The following is a 23829-nucleotide window of genomic DNA, read 5'->3' on the forward strand; positions in this document are numbered from 1 at the left end:
AAACCCCTTGGTAGGGGCTTAAGTGCGTCTCTTTTTATGGCTGACCTAGGAAGTCTCGTTTACCAAGTTCTACACCGCAGTGTCTGAGAATGTCATATGCTGTTGTGACATGAAAATAAAGGTTTGGTAAAACAAAATACAGGAGAAATGGCATTCCTTGAAAAGATAGAGTGCTACCACCCGCCTCTAAGGTAATTGTTCTCTCCTCTGAACCGTCGATTTGCTCAGGTTTAAGCGTATTTAACTGAGAGATAGTTTTCTGAACGCGGTCAATAAGTTGAGGGAATGTGGTTTCATTGTCCTCAAACTTAGGTGCTTCTATCTCTGCTAGTTTTGCAGTACCTCTGTTTGCTACGTCACAGGCAATTTGTACTTGTCTCGATAATGGAAACATATCTGGGAATAGACGACTATTGATCAACACAGAAGGATCTATTTTTTTTGTTTCTGCATATTCAGCACCTTTTTCAAGAATAGCTATCAGGTTATTCAGTGAGTGAATAGATACGGGTATTGAAGCTTTGTACATTGAAATACTCATTGATATTTCTCCAGAAAGAATTCAAACAACTTTGATATGTCCCATCTCATCTTAAAGGATTAATTAACAGTAGGTAAAAAGCCAATATTTATTCTGGGAGTTGCCAAATTCTAATTGTTCCATCTTCGCTACTACTAGCTATAATTTTCTGATCAACACTGAGAGCAATTGCCTCCACGGGAGTTGAATCACCTCTAAAATATAGCTGGAAAATTGCATTTACAGATAAAATACTGACAAACAGCGACCAGATTTTTTCCACGCACAAGTCTTATGAAGCACGAAATACCGACGGAAAGGGCAATTCTGGCATTAGAAAATTTTTTGTCTACTCCCTTAGGAGAGAAACTAGTAGAGCATCTTGATATACCCAGCGAAGAATTAGCGATCGCACTCTTTCAACATATAGCTGTTACTGTACCCGCTTATCAAGCATTTTTAGCAGAACGGGGCATCAATCCCCAGACTATTCAAACTGTCGAAGATTTCCAAAAAATCCCCACAATCAATAAAGACAATTATATTTCCCGTTATTCTTTACCCCAATTGTGTAATAATGGAAAATTAGGAAGCTGTGATATGATCGCGGCTTCCTCTGGCTCAACGGGTAAACCGACATTTTGGCCGCGTTTTTATACAGATGAACTACAAATAGCCACAAGGTTTGAGCAGATTTTTCACGATAGTTTTGATGCAGACACCAAAAACACCTTAGCGGTAGTTTGTTTCACCTTGGGAACATGGGTGGGGGGGATGTTCACCACTAATTGCTGTCGCCATCTCGCTACCAAGGGCTATCCTATCACAGTTATTACTCCGGGCAACAACAAAACCGAAATATTGCGAGTTGTGCAAGAACTGGGTAATCATTTTGAGCAAGTTGTCCTCTTAGGATATCCGCCATTTCTCAAAGATGTTATTGATACGGGTATTGCTGCTGGTGTGCAATGGCAGCAATATCAGATTAAATTAGTGATGGCCGGAGAAGTATTTAGTGAAGAATGGCGGAGTTTAGTTGGTGAAAGAGTAGGTTCTCAAAATCCCTGTTATGATTTTGCTTCCATGTATGGAACAGCAGACGCAGGAGTTTTAGGAAATGAAACACCTTTGAGTATCTGCATTCGTCGGTTTTTAGCAGAAAATCCTGATGCAGCTAAAGCATTATTTGGGGAATCTCGTTTACCCACATTAGTACAGTATGACCCCTGTAGTCGATTTTTTGAAGTTGAAAATGGGAATTTGCTATTTTCTGGTGACAATGGCATTCCTTTAATTAGATATGATATTTTAGATCATGGCGGGTTAATTAGTTACGAAGAGATGCTGAAGTTTTTAGCAAAATGGGGATTTAATCCCTTAGCAGATCAAAATATCGCTTCGTCAACTGACCATTCACCCAGAGGAATTCATCAATTACCTTTCGTCTATGTTTTCGGAAGGTTGGATTTTACAGTTTCCTATTTTGGTGCAAATATTTACCCAGAAAATGTCACAGTTGGATTAGAACAACCGATAATTAGAGAATGGGTAACAGGTAAATTTGTTTTACAGGTAAAAGAAGACGCAGACAAAAATCGGTTTTTATCTGTAGTTGTGGAATTAGCACCAGGAGTGAAGAGTAACAAGAAAAAGAAAGAAACTATAACCTCTTCCATTCTTTCCCAATTGTTACGTCTGAATAGCGAATTTGCTAATTATGTTCCCTCAGAATATCAAACACCACAGGTGACATTAACTGCAAATGGGGATGCAGAGTACTTTCCTGTCGGTGTCAAACATCGATATACGAGGAAGTAAAATCCATGAAAAAGGATGTAGAGACTTTGCATACAACGTCTCTACAGTATGATTTATTTGTGCAAAAGGTCTAATAATGTCGTCTATTGTTTCTATAGTAACGACATCTATAATACCTGCCATGATAATATCTGTACCGATTTCTACCAAAACAAGTCCGATAACGTCGAACTTGGGTAGTTGTATGACGACGACGATAAGTATTATGTGCAGAATCAGCATTTTCTGCAATACCCAACACTGAAATAGACGCTATAAAGGTAGCGAGAAGTAGTGATGTGATACGTTTCATGAGGGTAATTTGAAGAATTAGTGATAATTTCTACAAGCAGAGGATTTTTACGAAGCGGAGATTCCACAAAGCTTTGAATAGATATTATCATAAAAACCTTCAAAATTATCCTTCATACTTTTAAGGCGGATAATTGGTAATTGGTAATTGGTAATACAATTTTAGATTTGGGATTGTCAAAGACTTTCTGCATCAGTATCTTGTAGAGAAGGGCGATTGCGTATTGGCACAAATCAAAGTCAAAATGCTTGCTGAATTCTGACTTTTATAGTAAATTTTAACCTGAAATTTTTGATATTTTAATGTTTTATTAAACTAGTTATGTGCGAGTTAACTTTATTAAAGTAAATTTAATTTTTTTTAATCAATAAATAGCTAAGTCAGAGTTTCCTCTTAACCTAAAAATCGAATACCACTATAGGTGATGTTTAATAGCCAGTAAATTTAGTTTTTCTTAAAATTATCCAATACATATAATTTTATAAAAACTCATTTTTACACTTATTAGATATTGTCACTAAATGCTTTTGAACTGATTAATCAATAAGCATTGCAATTATAAATTGAGGAATTTTATGACTAATACAACTCAGCCAGATCAAGTACAAGGACTAGACGGTTATACTCCCGTTTGCTATTTCTGGATGTAAAATAATTGCCGATATAATTCACAGCCTGGTATCACTTTATCTTTTAACTGTTTGATCAGCCCCATACTGCTTAATTTATAAGTTGTGAGTGGATCTAATGATATAGGTTGTTGAGCATTTATGACGGTATTTAATGCTTTTGCTAATTCAGGTTGTTCTTGCAATGTTACTTGATGACGCTGTAAGTGAGAGGAATAAATTCCCTTTGATGTAGCTGCTGTATCCAGGAATTGAGCAAAGGTCATTTCCCCCCGGCTGAGATGATAAATAGCCAGATGTGTCAAAGCTGGATGTCCTTCTAGCAAAGCCATAAGTTCTCTAGCTTCCTGGTCATTAGTCCAGTTCAGTCCATAGCATTGAGCTAATTGCTGTACCTGTTCTAAATTGAAGCTGCTTAACTCTATTGGCAATCCTACATTAAATGGAGATTGCTTTAACTGGAGAGGTACATAAATTTCAGTTGAGTGAACGATAATCAGCCGTAATTTTTGCCAAATTGGTTGTCTTTTAGCTTCTTCATACCAGGAACGAAACAGAGGTAAAACATCTTTTGCTACATGAGGATGTTCAAAAATATAGTTGACTTCATCCAAGGCTAAAACTAGAGGAGTATCAATTTGCTTTAATAAATGATGGCGAAAATAGAGAGAACAACTAATTTTGCTGCCGATATCTTCATCCCAATAGTCTTCTAACTTAGGTTCAAGCTGAAGTTGACGAGTAACATTGGCACACAGCCAGCGCAAAAATCGATTCAAATCGTTTAAAATTGCGTCGTCAATTTGCTCTAAATTTAAACTAACAGTGCGATAGCCTTGGTGAGTAGCATAATCCAAGATTCTCAGTAGTAAAGAAGTTTTTCCCATCTCTCTAGGTGCTTTAATTCTTACTAAAGCTCCAGGTTTTCTAATTTCTTCATCAACTTGCTTCTCAATTGCGGCTCGTTCTATGTAAAAAGGAGAATCGAGGGGAACTGCACCACTGGGATAACAGGGAGAATTGAGGAAATTGTCCATATTTTCAATAGACACAGGATCATCAGGGCTAATATGGGAGACAAAGACGGTTTCTTCCATGTCTTTGTGCCTGTTCAACGCCGAATTAACGGTAACAATCTGGGAATTAGAGATTTCTATTGTCAGGTTTTCATTTACCCAATCCAAAGTAAAGACTTGCGCGTAGATTGGGTTTTTGACTATTAAACTTCCTTGGTGTTGGGCGACAAGTCCCGATAGACGTAATTCTATATACTCAGGAAAATTGTGAGCGGGGATTTTTCCCTGTTGTATAATCTGCTGATATAGTTGTAATAATTGTTGGCTTCTGGGAGTATTGCGGAGTATGCGATCGCGAATCGTCCTTAAATGCTCTGGTTCGTCCTGACTTTCCCAATTTTTGATAATTTGGTTCTGCACAATTTGCTCTACCCACTGCGATTCTTCACCATTTTGCCGAGGAGAAAATTCTGTATTGTTATTGCAGCAATTTACAATTAACCAACACAATTTTTGAGTCAAAAAAGGCTGTCCACTAGTCCAATCTAAGACTTCTTTTAAGACTGCTTCCGGGTTGCTAACTTTTCCTACCAATCCTTTTACTAAAGGTTCGCTATCTTCGATTTTAAATCCTTGAAGTTCAATAGCTCTACCAATATTAAAAGGAGTAGAATAGTGTTTATCTTGAATCAAATCTGAAGGTGTAGCTACTCCCAATAAAGCAAAAGACAATCGCCTGTAGGCTGGCTTGTGCGCTCGATTTTCGTAGCAGTGACGAATCAAGGCAAAAAATTCGTCGGTGGAAAACTTCAACCCCAGTACATTATCAATTTCATCAATAAAGATAACTATTTTTTCCTGAATCTGCGTCAATAATACTGTTTCGATAAATTGATTTAAGCACTGGATAGGAGAAAGATCATCCCGTTCTTTTAACCAACTACGCCGATTTATTTCTAGTTTAAAACCGCTGACTAATTCTTGAATAATCCCCCCATACCATTGGGGAGCCGTAATTTGTTGGCTACCAATGCCGCTTAATTCAATTTCTGCACAAACAAATCCTTGAGTTCGCAATTTATCCATTGTTCGCACTCGTAAGCTAGATTTCCCCATCTGTCTAGCGTTGAGAACATAGCAATACTCAAGAGCTAATAACCCTTCGTAAAGTTCGGTGTCAGCCTGTCGCACTACATAAGTAGGGGCATCAGGCGGGAGACTACCACCTGGTTGATAGGTGGCGTTGAGTTTGGCAAACATTGGTATTTTTTAGAAACTTAAACCCTGGGTGCGTATTAATTATCACATATTTTTAGATTTTTGAATGACTGAATTTAACTTAATGGGCTGATTTTTTAAAGTCCTAAATTTTACTCAACTATTGAATTGACAATTTAGGTATTATCTGAACGCACATATATCCATTATCTTCCAGTCTTGTGTACAGTGCATAATTACTCAGGGTTTAAATAATGAACAGGAAGTCATCTATACAAGCGAACCCAGAACAAGAACTTTTGTTCTACTTGTCAGAGATGGAAATCAGGAAAGTATTGCCAAAAGAAAACCAATTCAGGGCTTAAGTATGTCCAGAAATATCCTCAAGGATGGAAAAAAAGATTAGAACTGTCTAATTTGCTTTATGAAATGGGCAAATTGCCAGAAGCCGTAATCGAGTATTATCAAGTGATTGAGCGACAACCTCAATTAATTAATGTGTATCTGCAATTAGGGAAAATCTTGCAGTTAATGGGACTGGAAAAAGAGGCTATACAAATATATCAAAAAGCCCTATTGTGGTCGGAAAATGAAGTGACTCAGCATCATATAAAAGGATTAATTGCAGTTTGTCAAGGTGATAGTAACCAGGCAATTGTCGCCTTTAATTTAGCAGCAACTTTAGAACCTGACAAAGTAGTTCATTGGTTGGCTTTGGCACAGGTGCATCAACAAAGAGAAAATCCTCTTGGTGTGCTAACTTCCCTAGAACAGGTTTTGTCAATCAACCCAGATGATGTTGTGGCGTTGATTTACAGCTATGACGCACTGATGGCGGTGGGAGATGTTTCCGCCGCTAGAGGGCAGTTAAAGAGAGCTATAGCCTTAGCTGGTGATGATTTCCGGATACTGCAACGACAAATTGATCAACGTTGTCAGATGAGATTGGTATCTGGTGAAGAGGGGAAACAGACTAAAAAGATGATTACCTCTTTATTGCTACAGGCTCCGCATGGGGCTGAGGCTCATAAATCCCTGGCATATTATCATATTCTCCGGGGCGATTGGGCGCAAGGTGTGGAGGTGTTAGCAGAGTTTACCACCGAACATCCAAATCATCCTTATAGTTGGTATTACTATGGGCGGTGCTTGTTCGAGACGGGGGAATATCAGAAGGCCGCAGAGATGATGTGGAAAGCTTATCATCTCTATCCCCATGATTGTGAAATTTATCGGGCGTTGTGCGAAATTTTACCAGTTGCCACCTCTCCCCAAGCCCTTCTCCTGGGAGGCGAGGGGAATTTAGTGGAGAAGATGTTGAAGCGGTTTCCTGAACGCTGGAGTGTTTGGGCGACTGCGGGGCGGGTGTTGGTGGAATGCTTTCAGGAGATGCGGGGGTGTCAGGTTTCTGAACAGGGGACGCAACTACAGCCCCAGTTAGCTGATGCTTGGTTCCGTCATGGGCGGGTTTTGGCTTTGGCTGGAAAACATCAGGAAGCGGTGGCGGCGTTGGAGAAAGGATGGGAGTTGTTACCAGCAGGGGGTTGTCTGCAATCTGTACCTGCTGCTGTTTGGCTGGGGGAGAGTTACCAAGTGCTGGGTGATGTTGGGGCTAGTAAGCAATGGTGGGAAGCGGCTGGTGAGGGATGTCAGGAATTGAGGGGGTTTAATCCGGCTATGGCTGATTACTGGTTAGGGAGAGCTTTATTAGGGTTGGGGGATAAATTGGGAGCGATACAGGCTTATGAAGGTGCTTTGAGTCAGCAGTTATTGTATCCGGCTCGTGGGGAAGTTGAGAAGATTTTGCAGGGGTTGAAAGGTAAGAGGAGGAAGGGTTCTAGGGGTTGATGGTGGATTTTTTGGGGGAGGAAATGCCTGTAACTTGAAAAATTCACGAATGGGGGTGGGGAAGCGTCTAACTCGTAACTAAGAGCGATCGCTTTTTGGTTAAGTTGGAGATGAAGGGCGATAGCAGTTTGTAGAGTTTAGGATGAGGAGGCGATCGCTTTTCTGATTTGTGGAAGGTGATCGTTTTTTGGTTGAGGTAGAGATGAAGGAGTGCGATCGCTTGATATTGTAGGCTGCGTTATCGGAAAGTACGGCACATTCTCAATTATCGGTGCGATGTCCACGATACCTAAGCTGGAGTGTGATCGCCCGACTTATCCCAGAGAGCGATCACTTTTTTGTAGGGAGAAGATCGATCGCTCATCTTTCATCAAAGCCATTTTACCGCAGAGCGATCGCTTTGATGATGGGAAATTGAGGGCGTAAGCGTAGCCCATTGTAAACATCGCTGACAAAATATGGGCTACACTAATGATAATAAAATTTCCACCCAATCAGGTATTGCTGTTACTGATTAAATCAATACTTAAATCATCCTCTATTTCGATATATCAGTGAAACGTGACTCCATTTATTACCAAATTTTCAAGCGATTTCCGGCGTTAATATTTGAACTCGTTGATAACCGCCCCGAACAGGCGCAAAATTATCGGTTTGAGTCAGTTGAAGTGAAAGAAACCGCCTTTAGGATTGATGGGGTTTTTTTACCACCAGAAGGCGCAACACCCAGAGTTATCTTTTTTGCCGAAGTTCAATTTCAGAAAGACGAAGCTCTCTATCATCGGTTTTTTACTGAGTCGCTGACGTATTTGTACCGAAATCAGTTTCAATATGATGACTGGTACTGTGTGATAATTTTTCCATCACGCAGTTTGTCACCAAGGGACACAAGAACCCATCGAATGTTTTTGAACAGCGATCAAGTGCAGTGTATTTATCTGGATGAGTTAGGAAGTTTCAATACTCTACCAATAGGTATTAATTTAATGCAGTTGACCATCGCCTCAGAAAAAGTTATGGCAGAGCAGGCGCGTCAACTAATTCAACGGGTACAATTAGAGTCAACTGGCACACTGCCGAAAAACGAAATCATAGACATTATCACCACGATCGCTGTTTACAAGTTTTCATCTTTGAGTAGAGAGGAAGTAGAAGCTATGCTGGGAGTGACTTTAGAGGAAACAAGGATTTATCAAGAAGCGAAAGCTGAGGGTCAAGAACAAGGTCGAGAACAAGGTCGAGAAGAACGGGAAGCTGAAATGTTGAAAGTTACCGTCCCCCTGTTACTAAAAACAGGAATGAGCGTAGAAGAGATTGCTCAAAAACTCAATGTTAACGTAGAATCTGTCAGGCTGTCTGCACAGGAGAACACGGACAATTCGTAGAAAAATACCAAGATTTTGAGTATTTTAGCTGATTGAAAAAAGCCCCTTTATCGGAATTGCAATAGCGGAACATACAGCGTAGGCGATCGCTTTTTTGTAGGGAGAAGGGCGATTTCGCATCCTATATTTTAACTATAGGAATCATAAATGATATTTGATAGCTTGCGTGGCGTAGCCATAAAATTTTAAGTAGTGTAGGGTGGGCAATGCCCACCGGAGGCGGGTTTTGGTGGGCAATGCTACGTATATTTCAAAAATCAAATATTAATTCTATATGATTTACATTCCTCTAACTCCCAACACATCACTAAAATAACTACGATATAACTGACAACGCGGCTCTACTTCATTACCCGCAAGCTTCACCAAACCCATACTCTGCAACTGATAAGCTGAGATTGCTTCCAATCGTACAGGCTTATTAGAAGTAACAACTGTTTTAAATGCTGTCATCAGTTTCAGTTCCTGTTGTAAACTCAACCAAAATTCTCGTAAATGATGGCGATAAATACCTGCGTCAGTTCTAGCCTCTGATAACAATTGCTCAAGAGTGATATCAGGATAACTTTTGAGGTGAGAAAATGCCTGCTGCAACAAATAAGGATGACCACCTACCAGTTGCATTAAGGGATATACTAAAGATGAATCTTCAGCTAATCCATATTGTTGAGCAAATACCTGAACTTCGTCTTTAGTTAACTCTGGCAGTTCAATGGGTAATCCCACATTAAAAGGTGACTGATTAATATTCAGACGGATATAAACATCAGTAGAATGTGCGATCGCTAATCGCAGCTTTTTCCAGTTTGTGCGGCTTCTGGCTTTCTCATACCAAGAACGCAACAACCCAAAAAAGTCTTCATAAACTTCAGGATAAGGGAAAAGTGCGTCCACATCATCTAAGTATAAAACTAGAGGACTATCTGTTGCTGCCAAGAGGTATTCTTCTAAATAAGTTGTGCAACTTACCTTCGCACCCATACCTTCTTCATCCCAATATTCATCTAACTGATTGGGTAGCTTCAATTCTCGGCTAAGATTGAGGCAGAACCAGCGTAAAAATTTATTCAGGTGAGTCAGATGAGTTTGCCGATCTGCCATTTCTAAACTTAAACTGACTGTACGATAGCCCTGCTTTGCCACTTTAGCCAATACCCTTTCCATGAGGGAGGTTTTACCCATTAGTTTAGGTGCTTTAACCCGAATCAAGGAACCGGACTGCAACAGAGTTTCATAGCAGAGAAATTCAATGCCAAAACGCTCCACATATAATTCTGAAATCGGTAAGCTGTGTTTAGCTTGAGTTAAATAGGTCTGAGGACGAGCTTCTTTCAGCTTGCTGTGACGCTGTTGGCTGTTAGTCGTTATCAATTCTGGGTTTGGTAAATAATATTCAGATGTAAATTGCCTATCCCAACATTGCTTTTCCCAACGTCGTTTTAAAGCTTCTTTAAAATTACTTTTTTTAACTTTTTCTCCTAGAGCTTCTGTTAATGATTTCCAAAGCTTGGGCGCAATATCTTGACTGATATAACTTGTTGCATACTGGTTTTTAGCTGCAATTTGGTCATATTCTTCTCGTTCCCAAGCTCCTTTAATTACTATTATTTCAATATCCGTTAAGGGTCTATTGAACTTTGCCAAAACCGCATAGTTAGCAATTTTAATTGCCTCATCTAAATTAAAAACCATAACGAAGTAGCTTTGATTTGGGTAAACATTGGTATTTTCTAGGAAATTTAAGAATCAATCAAGTATAAAATCTTACATGCACTTTACAATATCTAAATTTAACTGAATTAAGCTGAATTTTGATGATCCTGAATTTAACTCAATTCTTAATTGACAAAACAAAATATACTCTAAATGTAACAATCCAAATCTTCAGAGGACCCTATGACTCGTTCTTTTGTTAAATCTGCCTTCTGTTTACCGTTAGCTGTTGTTTGTCTGCTTGGCTTTACTGGTAAAGCTTTTGCCAATGATTATTTTAATATAAGTAGAGGTGATTATGTCCTTGCAAGTGGTCTAGATCGAAAACTAGGAAATAGCAAGATTAGGATCTATTTTGATGGAACCGATAAGATTATCGGTTTTACAGTATGCAATAACTACACTGCTAACTACAAACTTAATCGAGGCACTTTGGCGATTTCCAATTTAGTGACCACCAAAAAAGACTGTCCTAATGCTACACCTTTGGATATGCAACGAGAAGCACAATATTTTGATACTATCACTAAACTCAATGAGTATACCAGTATAAACCATGAATATATCCAATTAGTTATTCTAGAAAACAGAGAATTAGACATCAATTTATCCTTTTTCAAAGGTCTATAAAGATAGACAACTATAGTGTTCTAGGGAATTTCCAATTGACTTCTTGTTAACATTTACCAACAGATAATATTACAGCTGTTTTCGATCAAACCCGCCACCAAAATAAATCTCATAATGTAGTCTAGCACTGGGTTTAACCCTTTTCATCTGTGGCACATTTGATTCCTACGGAGCGCTTTGCTATCAAAATTTGCTGTAATATTTCGCAAATAAAGTAAAATAAGTAATTAGGGCTTGCTGAATAAAGCTGAAATATTTGTCAAGTAAGAGTTTTAATGTTTTTGGAGACAACCAAGTGCAAGATTATGTGTGTTGGGAAATCCAGCTATGATTAAAAATAGCTTCATAAATCCGGTTATGAATTTTTAAATAACTTTGTTCTTTAACTAATAATCCTGATAATATTAATTCTTGCTCTTCTGGACTATCAACTGCCTTCACCTGTCCTTGCTCTAAAATTCGTCGATACAGTTCTAGCAGTGATGTAGCTTGTCGTTCACCCTTGAGAATGCGATCTTTAATCGTCCTTAAATGCTCTGGTTCGTCTTGAGCTTCCCAATCTTTTATAATATTTGTGCAGATCAAATTTTCAATCCAGGCTTTTTCATTTTTTTCGGGAATAGAAGCGGAAGAACTACAAATCATTCGGCAAATTTTTTGAGTTAAAAAAGGTTGGCCATTAGTCCAAAATAAAACTTCTTTAAGTACTGCTTGCGGGTTGCTAACCTTGTCTGAGAACCCGTGTAGTAGAGGTTGGGCTTCGTGTAATTGGAAGCCATGCAATTGAATTGCTTGACCAATATTAAAAGGCGTGCGGCGATAATCTGTGATTAAATCACTCGGAGTAGCAACTCCCAATAAAACAAAGCACAACCGCTTATACTCTAGATTAATACCGCGCTGATTATAGCAGGAGCGAACTAAGGCAAAGAAGTCATTAACTGAGAAATCTAAACCTAAAATACTATCAATTTCATCTAAAAAGATGACTATTTTAGGTGCAGGAGTATTATCTGATAATTTAACTTCATTTAACAGAACTTCTTCAAAAAATCTACTCAATCGCTGTACAGGGGAAAGTTCGATATTTTCTTGCCACCAAGCTTTTAAATTAACCTTACCGAGCAGATCAAAACCTTGCCACAACTCCACAGCTAATCCCTTATACCATTGCTCAGGAGTAATGTTTTCACTGCCAATTCGGGTCATATCAATGGCAGCACAGCAAAAACCTTCTTGCTGCAAGTAATGCATCATCCGCACCATCAAACTTGATTTACCCATTTGTCGGGTATTGAGAATATAACAAAAGTCTCCAGTTTTTAATGCTTTGTAGAGATAACGGTCAGCAGAACGCACTACATAAGTAGGAGCATCAATTGGCAAACTACCGCCAACTTGATAATCATAAATTGAATTTTCTTCGGCACTTTTTAGCAGGGCATTTTCAAATTCTAATTTAGCTTGAGTGGCTTTGAGAATTTCCAGAGTTTGTGATAATTCTTGAGTACGTTCTTCTACTTTTTGTTCTAAGGTTGTGTAAAGACGAGAATTTTCAATAGAGATAGCAGCTTGACTAGAAAGTATATTTAAAACTTCGACTCTCTCTGGTGTAAATGCCCCCGTTGTGAGATTATTTTCTAAATATAAAATACCGCTCAATTTCCCTTGATTGAGTAGGGGAGTGCAGAGAATTGATTTAGGTTGAGTGGTAACAATATAGGAATCGCGGGTAAATTGTCCCTCTTGGGTGGCATCATTGAGAACTACATTTTCCTGAGTGCGGGCGACATAGTTGATGATAGCGACTGAAAGCAACGGAGTCTGGGTGGAGGCATCTGGTGAGTCTACTGGGATGGATTGTAGTATGTTAACGTCATCAGAATCTATTGCTCCCACTGCTTCAATCACCCAGTGATCATCAGAATGTAGAAGCAGAAAGCCTTTTTGAGCGCCAGCATTCTCAATCACAATTTTCATTAACTTTGCCAGCAACTTACCTAGAACAATTTCTCCTGCTAGGGCTTGAGATGCTTTAATAACTGTTGTTAAATCGAGGAATGTTCCATCATTATCACTAGTAGAAATAGTGGGACTGAGGCTTTTAGCCTTCCCTTGGTTTGTAATTCCTATAAAATATTGTGGATATTCATCTTCTAATTGTTTGACTTTGGCTTTAGCTCCCCAGCGAGCGTAACAATGATGGGCATTTCTCAAATATAACTGACCAATCTCTTCCCTACCTAGTTGTAGATAAAATTCTGCTGCTCGTTCATAAGCTAGAGCTTCTTCATGGATAAATTCATATTTTTTAGCACCTTGAATAGCTTTTTCATATAATTCTTCCGCTTGCCAATTTTCTCCTAATACTCGCGCTTTCTCAGCTGCAACTAAATCATATTTATGTTGAAAATTGGCTGGACAATTATTAGCCCATATTTTCATACTCTCCTGATTTTTGTCTACTTGCTCAATAAATTCCTTTTGCTGATTTTTCTCACAAGTATTATAATAGGCAATTAAACTCAAAGAATAGTATAAATTATGCTGTGTAGCAGGTAAAAATACGCCGCAAGCTTTAACATATTTTTCTGCATTAATTGCGTTAGCAGCAGCCTGAATATAATCTTTTAAAAAATAGCAGGAAGTTGTTGTAGCAAAGTATCTGATAAATAACAACCATTCGTTATTATCTTGCGTTAAATCTTCCAAATAGATATTTTCTTTACGTACTAATTCCACTACGATGCTTTGGCATATTTTAATATAATTAAGTGAATATCTTTGCCGCAATTTCAATATTTGTCTGGTATATTTCGTATAGCTATAGTCAACATCATCTAAATTATCTCCTCTAAAAAACCGGATAAGGCAATAGTCTATGGCTGTGTAGCTAGCGTATTCATAGTCTCCTGTGTCTATACCTATTTGAAATGCTTTTAGTAATTTTTCTTCTACAATTCTATTTTGAATAGACTCTTTCCAGTGCCATAATGAAAAATAGTAAACATGCGTTACCAAGGCTTCTAATTTAAAAATATTAAATTTTTTAAGTAGTTTTAGAGACAGATTACCAAACTCAAATCCTAAATCAGTATCTCCCCTTAAACATAAAATCATTCCGTAAAGAATATATATGCTAGGAGATTGAGGAGGATTTCCATATTGAAGACAGAGATGTACCTGAGTTAATATAACTAAAATAAATAAGGAAAAATTTATGGTAAGCGTAGCAGTATTCATCTGCTGTAGTATTGATACTATGGCAGTATGCTCTAACTCATTCATTAAATGGTAATTAATTAAATCTTCTATATTTATTTGATTCAATAACCAATTTATATCTTTTTGTTTTTGGTTAATTTCTTTTTCTATTTCACTTGCTTCGATTGGTAAATATATTCCTAATTCTGCTAAAGCTTTTCGTCCAATATCTATGATTTTTTCTGGTTGTAATTGAGCATAGTATGACAAGTTTATTATCTGGTACACTCTTGCTTTTTCGAGACTTTGTTTAGCATATTTGAGAATTATTTTAGACAATTCTTCTACTTGTTCAAATCTTGTAGTTAAAGCAATAGCTTCCAAATATTTTATATATATTTCAATAGTTAATTCATATTCATCTTCCCAGCTATTTAAGGCTAATGCTTTTGCTCCATTTTCTAGATATTTTAAAGCTGATTCATAAGCTGCTGACATTTCTGCTTTTTTTCCAGCCTGACAATTTAATCTAGCTAACTCTTTTTTCTCTAGCTGATCACTAATCAAATCTATTCCTTCATTCAGTTGATTGACGATATTAAAAATGTTTTCTGCCAATTCATTTTGTTGAGTATTTTTCAATAAATGACGACCTATTTCTAGATGAACTGCTTTTTTATCGTCTTGTTGAATTAGAATATAAGCTGCTTGTTGAACTCTGTCATGTAAAAATTTATAATGTACAAATTGAGGATATTTTGGAATAAAATTAGAGGATATATTGGCAGTAGTATTTAAAACTTCTTCCTGACTCCATAGCAAGGGTACTTTGTAATCATTACTTAAGGGAATAATTAATCCTTCTTTGAGTGCAGGCTGTAATTCTTGAGAAGTAAGTGTTTGAGATTTTTTATTGACAATGGAAAGAACTTCCAAAGTAAATTTATTTCCTATACAAGCAGCTAATTTTAAAACGTTCTGGGTATTATAGTCTAAGTTTTCAATTTTTCTAACCATCAAATCAACTACATTATCAGTTATTCCTACTTGTTGAATTTGCTGAATATCCCACTGCCAAAAACCTCGGCTATGTTCTCCTTGATTAATAGGAGCTTGAGGAACGTTAAATACCAAGAGTTTTTCTTTGTATAATGTACGGAGTAATTGAGTAATAAAGAAAGAATTACCAGCAGTTTTTTTAGTCATTAACTCTGCTAAAGATTGTACATATTCCCTGGAGCAATTTAAAGTATCAGCAATTAATTGTTTAACATCGCTGATTCCCAAAGCTTGAAGCATGATTTGATTAACTGTAGTTTCAGCTTTTTTAATTTGTTCTAATGTTTGCATTAAAGGGTGGGTAGGACTGACTTCATTATCTCGGTATGCTCCTATAATTAATAAATATTGGCTGTCAGCATTGGTAATTAATTTTTCAAGTAAATTCAAAGATGATAAATCTGCCCATTGTAAGTCATCGAAAAAGATAGCTAAAGGGTGTTCCTTTTGACTGAAAATTTGAATAAATCTAGCAAAGAATGAGTTAAAGCGGTTTTGCGCTTCATTTGCTCCTAGTTGCTCAACAGATGGCTGTTTACCTATAATCTTTTCTAAGTCAGGAATGACATCAATAATTATTTGACCATTATTTCCTAAAGCTGCTAATATTTTATCTTTCCAATTTTGTAGAATTATTTCCGGTTCACTCAAAAGTTGGCGGATTAAACCTTGAAAAGCTTGTGTGATTGCTGTGTAAGGAATATCTCGCTGTAACTGGTCAAATTTGCCATTAATAAAATATCCTCTTTGTTGCGTAATGGGTTTATGAATTTCATTGACTAAGGCAGATTTACCGATACCTGAATAACCAGCAACCAGAATTATTTCCGATTTACCTTGGCTGACTCGCTCAAAAGTGGTTAATAGTTGATTAATTTCTTGCTCTCGTCCATAGAGTTTTTGAGTAATATAAAACTTATCAGAAATATCTTGATTACCTAAAGAAAAATGAGCAATTTTTCCTGTAGTTTTTAATTGCTGAAGACAGGTTTCTAAATCGGCTTTAATTCCCCATGCACTTTGATATCTTTCCTCTGGGGTTTTAGCCAATAATTTCATGACAATATTAGATATTGGCACAGGAATAGAAGAAATTAGTTCATGAGGTCTTTGCGGTTGTTGTGCGATATGAGAATGAACTAATTCAATTGGGTTATCAGTTACAAAGGGCAGTTGATGAGTTAAAAGTTCATAAAAGGTAACACCTAGAGAGTAAAAATCAACACGATAATCTATTGATCTGTTCATTCTACCAGTTTGCTCTGGAGCGATATAAGCTAAAGTTCCTTCTAATTGATTAATGTTGTCAACTGTCTGATTTTCTTGAAATAAACGGGTAGAAATCCCAAAATCAATTATTTTAAGTTGTTCAGTTTTTGGGTTATAGACAATATTAGAAGGATTAATGTCTTTATGGATAATGTTAGCAGTATGAATAGCTGCCAAACTCTCAGTAATTTTGATAGCGATAGTTAGAAATTCTTCTAAGGTAAATTGATGTTTGGATGTTAATATCTTTAAAGATTGACCACCAAAATCTTCCAATACTATTACTAAACTATTTTGATATCGAAGTAAGTTATAGGTTTTGATAATATTATTATCGTTCAATAAACTAATGATTTCATATTCTTGTTTATATCGAGTTAATTCTGAAGGAATAGGGTAATTATCTTTAAGAATTTTTAGAATAATTTGTTGATTATTGAGCTTAAAAATGCCTCGATAAACTAGTGAATTGGCACTTTCATATATTTTTTCATTTGTCTGATATTCTGCTATATTAACCATAAATTTCGTAGCCATCCATTTTTTTATGCACTTGATTTGATCATATTTAAAATTTTAATTATCCTCTAGATAGATAACCTTTATCATTAGAGTTCATTTTCTGGTAAATTTCTGTAATTGTAGTTGTTAAAACTTGATATTTTCCTTCTATATATGTTGTCATTACTTGTGATGTCCACGTATCACAGTTTTTACATATATGTGTATTTTCTAACTGATTAAGTATTAAATCTTGTCTCAGTCTGTTAAATAAATCTCCACTCCAAATATTTTGCAGTGTTTGTTCATTATAATTTCCCAAACTTTCAATATTTTGCTCAAACCCAAGTCTAAATAAGGTTTCGATACAGTAGTATATTGCGCCGTCAGGTAAAACTACAATTTCTGTGAAAGGGAACAAACAAGGCCAGCGTCCACCTGCTTTTTGTTTATAATATTGTAAAGAACTATTGCCAATTTCGTTCATAGTTTCAAGACGCATATTACTTTCTTTATACTCGGCAAGGTTCAATATAAAAATACTATTTATTTTTGATAACCAATACTCTCGAAACTGTTCTTCTTCTTCAAGAGATACATTTTTATTTCTCACAAAAGATGTTCTAATTTCACAGTTAATATTCAATTTATCTCTGAGTTGAATAAAATTAATAACATTAGATATAACTCTGTTAAAATCGGCTCCCCGAACTTTTCGATAAGTATCTGGAGTAGCAGCATCAATACTAATATCAATACTTGTTAAACCAGCTTGCAATAATGCTTGAGAACAAGTTTTATCTAATAGTTGTCCATTGGTTGTGATATGAACTCTGGGAACTCCTTGCTGTTTACAGAGTTGGACAAACTCTACAATTTTAGGATGAAGTATTGGTTCTTCAATGCTACCAATTAAGATGCCAATTTTTGCTTCTCCACACTCTTTGGCTAATTTCTGCATCATCTGCCAAGACATTGCTTTGTTACCTTTGAAGAAGTCTGTGCTATGAGTAGGTTTTATCACAGCACTATGGTAAGGACACATGACGCATTTGAGATTACAAGTATTCCCGACAATTACTCTAACATAGGAGGGTTTAACTGCTACTCCATAATAGTTAGCAAAGTAATGTATTTGCTCATCAATATCAGTTTGAGAAATGAGAGTATAAGATATTTTAGTAAATAAATTTTCTTGAGTTTGAAGTTCAATTTTTTGGCGTAATTGATGCCAAATATGACTTAATTCTTGCGGATATAAATATGCCAGTATGGGATAGGAGGGTAAACCTAATTCTGATGCTACTGGCAGGATAGGTTGAAAAGCTATTATTTGCTTTTTTGCGTTTGCTGTTATTAACAGTTTTTCTATACTTTTTGGATGTAAGGGAACATTGTGAGCGGGAATTTCAAGTATCATTTCTGGTATTGCCCAATCACAATTTCTTTGATTTGGTAAAAGTTGCTGAGGGTCTTTAATAATCATAATTTTTTATAATTAGATGATTTTAATACTTGTTAAGTCTTATTATATCAAGAAGTACAAAAGTTTTTTTTACAGACTGTTTCAATAAGTCAGATGGTAAGTCTTTGAGGGGCAATAATCACTAATATTACCCCTATTCGTTATTAAACTTATCGCAGTTCCTGTTTGAGTTAAGTACAATCTAACCCTTGATTTATAAGCTTTACAGGCTTTCATGTACTAGGGAAACGCGGTAACAAGCTTAATACTCAAAATTACAACACCTTGATTATTTCATTTAAGTGCAGGTTGTAGGAATATAAGGGTTTGGTGAACAGTACGGAGGTATATTAAAAGGTTGCTCTATCCATTCTGCCAATTCTCCTGTAGTGAGTGGTGCCGTTTTATCATATTCGCTATCTGAAATTATAGGACGTGGAGGATAGGGAATGTGGCAAACCAAGGTCTGCTTGTCATTGCGATCAACATCCAAAATACAACCTTCAAAAGCATTATATATGACTTTCGTACCCCAATATTCCCTATATGATGGGTTGAATATGGGAAGAAAGCCTTCTCGATCTCCAAAGGCTTCCGATAGTAACTTATATGCTTTCTGATATTCTCTCTCACCACTCTCGTGAGCAAATAACAGGTAATAGACTTTATCATGATTATCACCGTCTATATGAGTGTCTGTGAAGTATTTACTTAACTCTTTCGCAATTTCTCTATTTTGATTCAGCCATATATAAGCAATAACTTGAGAAAGTTTTTTGCTCATTTGCAATAGTTCTTTGACTGGTATTATTTCGACGATGTCGTTCTCATTTATCTCACTACACTTTGACACAAAATCTCTGCTTCCAAACATGATGATTCTCCTTTTATGATTTAGTAAATGTTATCGATAAAAATGGAAAGATTTATTTTTGGATAAATACCAAACAGTTTAATTAATGTTTGATAATTACAAACAAATCTTAATTTATGTACAGTAATAGAATCGAGCCGGATTATCCCAAACAATCTTTTGTATTGTTTCTGGAGATAACTGTGCCTCAAGCTCTATAACTGTGTTCACGATGTCCGGTTTATGATCCATGTGAGGGTAATCAGAGCCGAAAATTAAGTTATCATCACCGATATACTCGATAATTTGAGCTAAATAAGGTTCAGAAGGGTCAATAGACACAAAACACTGACGACGGAAATATTCCGATGGAGGTATTTTTACATGGTTTTTAACCTCCCAGTGTAAATTTTTATATTCTTCATCCATTCTCCAGAGCCAATAAGGAAGCCAACCACAACCAGACTCTAGAAAACCTACCCTTAGCTGAGGGTGACGCTCTAACACCCCTCCTTCAATTAAGGCTAATAATGCCATCATCTGTTCCGTTGGATGAGAACAAGCGTGCAGTGCAAAGCGAGTATTAAACCTATCTGCGCCTGTAGTTGGTAAGCGGCTATGAGTTCCTTCATGAATTCCAACTGATATACCTAACTCCTCGCAGGCTGTCCAAAATGGTTCATAAGTGCGATCGCTCAAAATTCGCCCTTTTACCGGGTTAGGACGTAAAAACACCGCCTTCCAGCCAAAATCAGCTATGCGATGTAATTCTGACACCATTTGCTCTGGTGCATGAAGATTAATCGCTCCTACTCCTTTCAATCTGTCTGGAGCATAGCTACAAAATTCTTCGTATAACCACGTATTGTAAGCATGGGTAAAGGCTCCTACCACTTCGGCGGGCATGGTATCAATGGCAAAGAGCCACAGTCCATAAGTAGGATAAATAAACGCTATATCAACCCCCATTTGCACCATTGCTTGGAGGTGAGATTCTGGATCGTAGCGATGAAGATAAGCATGGGGATGAGCCTGCATCATCTCTTGATTGCCCATTTCTCGCATTTGCTGGGATATCTTTTCGGCAATGTCTTCCCCGTGAATTTTCATGTCTGGGGAGGGTGCAAAATGCTTGAATTCCGGGGCTAAGTACTTAGCCCATATCTGCGGAGGCTCAATCACATGGGAATCAGCATCAATAATTTTATATCCGTGCAGCATAAAACCTGGGAAATTTCAGACAGTTATCAGTATAAATTATCCTGTTTAAAACTTTGAGCAAACATCATTCATATTGCTACCTGTCAAAGCTTTCTCTACAGCTTACTATGCGAACAGGGAATTCAAAATTTGAGGTTATTTAAATAAATGGACAAAATTAATTACACAAAATCTAGGCTGAAATCTTTGGATGATAAAGAATTGATAGAAATCATGTAATTAATTCTGTCCTAATACAAGTACAGCAATCTTAAATGAAAAATGAAAGGTGAACAAACTTTAGGAATAGCTTCTACGAGTTAGTATGGCTACAGCACGCAAGCTATTAGAAGTCCAACCGGACTACTATAGTATCTTTGGTTTTTCACCTCAAGAGTTGAGTTAAAATCAGGACTATTAAAAATTAACTAAATTCAGTTTACTTAAGTTTAATTTAGTTTAATTCAGTTAAATTCAGTTAAATTCAGGTATGGCAGATGCCAAAAGCCTCCGAGTTGTAAAGTTTAGGGAACACAAAAAAATAAATTACCCAAAAATTGTAGGGTGGGTTACGCAGCGTAACCCACCATTATCCCTTAAATTTATGGTGGGTTACGGACTAGAGTCCTAACCCACCCTACAAATTGGAGATTTTTTTATTTGGAAGTCTCTATTCTCGAAGACCGACAATGCTCTCTCAGGTTAAACTACATCCACATGGGATAAGGGTTCAATTGGTCTTCTGTCAAAGACTCTTTCAACCAACCCATTTTGAGAGGAATTTCATAAAGCCGTCCTGTACCTAAGCGTTTCCACATATGTCGCATTCCTGGCACAATTACCTTAGCTACTCTCAGCCCAATATCGGCACGAGTCTGATCTAGAACTAGCATTTCCAGACCATTTTTTTCAACTATTTGTTGACAAAGCCTAATATCTTCGAGAAGATCATCACTGGCTAGTTGGGGATAATCTGCATTAACTTTAGCGACACTGAGAGTATCAGGAAGGAGATAAGGTTGATTTGCTACAGTCGCAGATTTCCACCATTCTATTGCTAAGGGATCAGCCGATGGGGGATATTGGGTAGTACCATCCGCTTGAGCCGATAAAACGTTAGGTAGTATTTGGTTAACTTCAGTTAAAGCTCGACTAATGGCAATCTGAGGGTCAAAATGGGTTCCATAGCCTAAGATAATATCTTCTATTTCTCGATCTGTGCGGCGACTAATAGCAGCGAAAGCCGGAATATTGAGGTCACTAGTAATATCTAAAACCCACAATTCTCTGTTAATGGCTTGGTAATATTTCTTCAGTTCCTGGAAATAAGGCTGATCGAAACTATCTAAATCTACTTGAGGTTTTTTTAGATGGTTATACCACCACAAGGCTACACAATCACGCTCAACTAATTCCATAAATCCTTGGAGAATAGCTTCTTCGAGTGTATTACCTGCCGCACATCCATTGGAGTCTGCCCAACAGTCAGGTTTATGGGATTGAGAATAGCCATAATAGCAATAAGCTGTTGGCAGATATTTGAATTCTTGATGGGTTAAAGACCAAACTGGTGTCCAGTCGATTTCTTTTTCTATATCAAATGGTTCAGGGATTTTTTGAAACCAACCTTTACTTTTGGCATTCCATTGTTCCCGATTCTGGTATTGCTGTTCGCTGAAATTCATACAGACATTGGGATGAATAGCTTTATTTCCCAATTGTTGGTAACTGCCTTTGTGTCTAATTTCATCTCCCTGAAATACTCCAGAATACCTTTCAATACCTTCACAGAAACCGCTCACCCTGGCTTGAATGTCAGTCTTCCCTTTTCCTGCACTTCTACCGCCGATGTTTTGGCGTAAACTGTCTAAATCGTCAAAGATACTGAGAAAATGATGCTTGGCTAAATAAGTATGAGTTAACCCATTTCCTGGTAGTTTTTGTAGTTCTCGGATAATGCCCGTAATAGGACTAATATGATGTTGATATTTTCTGAAAGTTTCTTGGGGTGAACAATAACGATGTCCTCCGTCTGCGGTAAAGTTTTTCTTACGGTGTCCTAGAACAACGGGTAGGGGTTTGTTGTTCAATCCATTTATATCTGCACAGCTAGGACATTGGGGACGCTTAACGAGGATATGGTTTTGGGTTTGGAGAGTAAGGGTATCATAGGTCAATAAAGTTCCTTCTAATTGTTGATTTCCGTCTTGGATAATCCACTTAAAAACCTCTGTAGCTACCATTCCTAATGCTGTTTGCACTGTAGAAGTGAGAAACCCTAGAGGAGGGGAAAATGAGGGGGAATTCTTCTTATGTCTTTGGATAAAACTTTGGACTGGTTGATTGTCTCGTAAACGGTGTGCTAGACATTCCCAGCACCCGGTTTTGTGGGGATAAAATATCGGTCCCATCCAGGTAATTGTTCCTAAGGGATTAACTAGTATCCAAGGAGATTTTGACTTTAATGCTTGTTGATTAAATTCTTCTAGCTGAGGGTGGAGGTAGTCGTCAGTCAAGACTACTGTGAAATCTCCTGTATCAGCTACTTGAATATGCAGAGATTTGAGGATGGCTATGAAGTCGTCGCTAGGAAGAGAACCTATGGCTTTGACTGCAACTGTAGCTGATTGTAATCGTTGAGCAGCGACTGTGGGAGTAATGTTGAGATGATGACAGAAGATGGCTAGGTGGGAGGGTAGTGAGTCATCTTGTTCTACCAGATAGCCCTGTTGTTCCATTTGAAATAGGGCATATTGGGTCTTGATAGTGACATTGAGAGCATTTTGGAAAAAGTCGGTTGTTTCTTGAGAAGTTGGTTGTTGTTGCAGTAGTTCGAGTTGGATTATGTCGATAATTTCGTCAATGCTAAGATGAGCATCTCGTACTAAAGAAGCTATGCGACAAGAAAAGCGATCGCTCAACCAAACTGCCTCTCTCTCGGATAAGAGAAATACCTGGTCTGGTTCTATGGTTTCAACGGAGTAACAAGGCTGGAAATCGGGTTTATTGATCATCTTCTATAGCGATCCTATTTGAGTTGAGAACTTATCGGTGAGGGAAGGGAACAGGGAACAGGGAACAGGGAACAGGGAACAGAAAGTATTCATGAATCATTTAGGATTGCTATATATTTGTATTAATTAAAGTGTAAGTTATTTGGTTCACTAAAATTTAACGGTACAGCAAGGGTTTGAGACCTACAAAATCCA

General features: G+C 37.2%; 15 protein-coding genes. 4 read left to right on the top strand and 11 right to left on the bottom strand.

Features of this window, described 5'->3' with window-relative positions; translation table 11 throughout:
- Positions 1–34: 34 nt before the first annotated feature.
- Together H6G68_RS11320 and H6G68_RS27145 are read right to left on the bottom strand one after the other, a co-directional pair.
- Entirely contained in the window at positions 35–541 is a 507-nt protein-coding gene (locus tag H6G68_RS11320; RefSeq protein WP_190906748.1) for a DUF1993 domain-containing protein, read from the bottom strand.
- A gap of 88 nt (positions 542–629) precedes the next feature.
- Entirely contained in the window at positions 630–803 is a 174-nt protein-coding gene (locus H6G68_RS27145; protein WP_339327854.1) for a WD40 repeat domain-containing protein, read from the bottom strand.
- 11 nt (positions 804–814) lie between these two features.
- Here H6G68_RS27145 and H6G68_RS11330 point away from each other — a divergent pair, with 11 nt between their 5' ends.
- On the top strand, positions 815–2338 hold the full coding sequence (locus H6G68_RS11330) for a phenylacetate--CoA ligase family protein (RefSeq protein ID WP_190906749.1): 1524 nt from the start codon (positions 815–817) through the stop codon (positions 2336–2338).
- Between the two features lie 70 nt (positions 2339–2408).
- On the opposite strand, the gene H6G68_RS11335 is transcribed toward H6G68_RS11330, so the two are convergent.
- Positions 2409–2630, bottom strand: coding sequence for a hypothetical protein (locus tag H6G68_RS11335; RefSeq protein ID WP_190906750.1), 222 nt, complete (start codon positions 2628–2630; stop codon positions 2409–2411).
- 634 nt (positions 2631–3264) lie between these two features.
- Positions 3265–5535 carry an AAA-like domain-containing protein gene (locus tag H6G68_RS11340; RefSeq protein WP_190906751.1) on the bottom strand — a complete coding sequence of 757 codons (2271 nt, stop codon included), beginning with the start codon at positions 5533–5535 and terminating at the stop codon, positions 3265–3267.
- 387 nt (positions 5536–5922) lie between these two features.
- Between H6G68_RS11340 and H6G68_RS11345 the strand changes: the two genes are divergently transcribed.
- Entirely contained in the window at positions 5923–7341 is a 1419-nt protein-coding gene (locus tag H6G68_RS11345) for a tetratricopeptide repeat protein (protein ID WP_242045229.1), read from the top strand.
- Between the two features lie 314 nt (positions 7342–7655).
- Here the strand turns inward: H6G68_RS11345 and H6G68_RS27600 are convergent, their stop codons facing one another.
- A complete protein-coding gene (locus H6G68_RS27600) occupies positions 7656–7778 on the bottom strand; it encodes a hypothetical protein (protein WP_277925487.1) in 123 nt (40 codons plus the stop codon).
- 117 nt (positions 7779–7895) lie between these two features.
- On the opposite strand from H6G68_RS27600, the gene H6G68_RS11350 reads away from it, so the two are divergent.
- On the top strand, positions 7896–8726 hold the full coding sequence (locus tag H6G68_RS11350; protein ID WP_190906752.1) for an Rpn family recombination-promoting nuclease/putative transposase: 831 nt from the start codon (positions 7896–7898) through the stop codon (positions 8724–8726).
- A 279-nt stretch (positions 8727–9005) separates the two neighbouring features.
- On the opposite strand, the gene H6G68_RS11355 is transcribed toward H6G68_RS11350, so the two are convergent.
- Positions 9006–10418: an AAA-like domain-containing protein gene (locus H6G68_RS11355; protein WP_190906753.1), complete on the bottom strand. Its 1413-nt coding sequence runs from the start codon at positions 10416–10418 to the stop codon at positions 9006–9008.
- 204 nt (positions 10419–10622) lie between these two features.
- On the opposite strand from H6G68_RS11355, the gene H6G68_RS11360 reads away from it, so the two are divergent.
- Positions 10623–11069 carry an META domain-containing protein gene (locus tag H6G68_RS11360; protein WP_190906754.1) on the top strand — a complete coding sequence of 149 codons (447 nt, stop codon included), beginning with the start codon at positions 10623–10625 and terminating at the stop codon, positions 11067–11069.
- Between the two features lie 303 nt (positions 11070–11372).
- Here the strand turns inward: H6G68_RS11360 and H6G68_RS11365 are convergent, their stop codons facing one another.
- The 5 genes from H6G68_RS11365 to H6G68_RS11385 form a co-directional block, all read right to left on the bottom strand.
- The gene (locus H6G68_RS11365) at positions 11373–17123 is read right to left on the bottom strand and encodes an AAA family ATPase (RefSeq protein WP_190906755.1); all 5751 of its coding nucleotides are present in this window, start codon (positions 17121–17123) and stop codon (positions 11373–11375) included.
- Between the two features lie 58 nt (positions 17124–17181).
- Positions 17182–18588: a radical SAM/SPASM domain-containing protein gene (locus tag H6G68_RS11370; RefSeq protein WP_190906756.1), complete on the bottom strand. Its 1407-nt coding sequence runs from the start codon at positions 18586–18588 to the stop codon at positions 17182–17184.
- A 277-nt stretch (positions 18589–18865) separates the two neighbouring features.
- The gene (locus H6G68_RS11375) at positions 18866–19420 is read right to left on the bottom strand and encodes a hypothetical protein (RefSeq protein WP_190906757.1); all 555 of its coding nucleotides are present in this window, start codon (positions 19418–19420) and stop codon (positions 18866–18868) included.
- Positions 19421–19555: 135 nt separating this feature from the next.
- Entirely contained in the window at positions 19556–20641 is a 1086-nt protein-coding gene (locus H6G68_RS11380) for an amidohydrolase family protein (protein ID WP_190906758.1), read from the bottom strand.
- Between the two features lie 686 nt (positions 20642–21327).
- Complete coding sequence (locus tag H6G68_RS11385; protein WP_190906759.1) at positions 21328–23634, bottom strand: TOMM precursor leader peptide-binding protein; 2307 nt, start codon at positions 23632–23634, stop codon at positions 21328–21330.
- Positions 23635–23829: the final 195 nt, after the last annotated feature.

The sequence above is a fragment of the Anabaena catenula FACHB-362 genome (assembly GCF_014698735.1).
In the GTDB taxonomy this organism is placed as follows: domain Bacteria; phylum Cyanobacteriota; class Cyanobacteriia; order Cyanobacteriales; family Nostocaceae; genus Anabaena; species Anabaena variabilis_A.

Bases quoted from the DNA above. Each gene is read 5' to 3' on its own strand.
- H6G68_RS11365 (WP_190906755.1), bottom strand. From the start codon at position 17,123: ATGGTTAATATAGCAGAATATCAGACAAATGAAAAAATATATGAAAGT.
- H6G68_RS11355 (WP_190906753.1), bottom strand. From the start codon at position 10,418: ATGGTTTTTAATTTAGATGAGGCAATTAAAATTGCTAACTATGCGGTT.
- H6G68_RS11335 (WP_190906750.1), bottom strand. From the start codon at position 2,630: ATGAAACGTATCACATCACTACTTCTCGCTACCTTTATAGCGTCTATT.
- H6G68_RS11380 (WP_190906758.1), bottom strand. From the start codon at position 20,641: ATGCTGCACGGATATAAAATTATTGATGCTGATTCCCATGTGATTGAG.
- H6G68_RS11370 (WP_190906756.1), bottom strand. From the start codon at position 18,588: ATGATTATTAAAGACCCTCAGCAACTTTTACCAAATCAAAGAAATTGT.
- H6G68_RS27600 (WP_277925487.1), bottom strand. From the start codon at position 7,778: ATGGGCTACGCTTACGCCCTCAATTTCCCATCATCAAAGCGATCGCTC.
- H6G68_RS11360 (WP_190906754.1), top strand. From the start codon at position 10,623: ATGACTCGTTCTTTTGTTAAATCTGCCTTCTGTTTACCGTTAGCTGTT.
- H6G68_RS11320 (WP_190906748.1), bottom strand. From the start codon at position 541: ATGAGTATTTCAATGTACAAAGCTTCAATACCCGTATCTATTCACTCA.
- H6G68_RS11345 (WP_242045229.1), top strand. From the start codon at position 5,923: ATGGGCAAATTGCCAGAAGCCGTAATCGAGTATTATCAAGTGATTGAG.
- H6G68_RS11385 (WP_190906759.1), bottom strand. From the start codon at position 23,634: ATGATCAATAAACCCGATTTCCAGCCTTGTTACTCCGTTGAAACCATA.
- H6G68_RS11330 (WP_190906749.1), top strand. From the start codon at position 815: ATGAAGCACGAAATACCGACGGAAAGGGCAATTCTGGCATTAGAAAAT.
- H6G68_RS11340 (WP_190906751.1), bottom strand. From the start codon at position 5,535: ATGTTTGCCAAACTCAACGCCACCTATCAACCAGGTGGTAGTCTCCCG.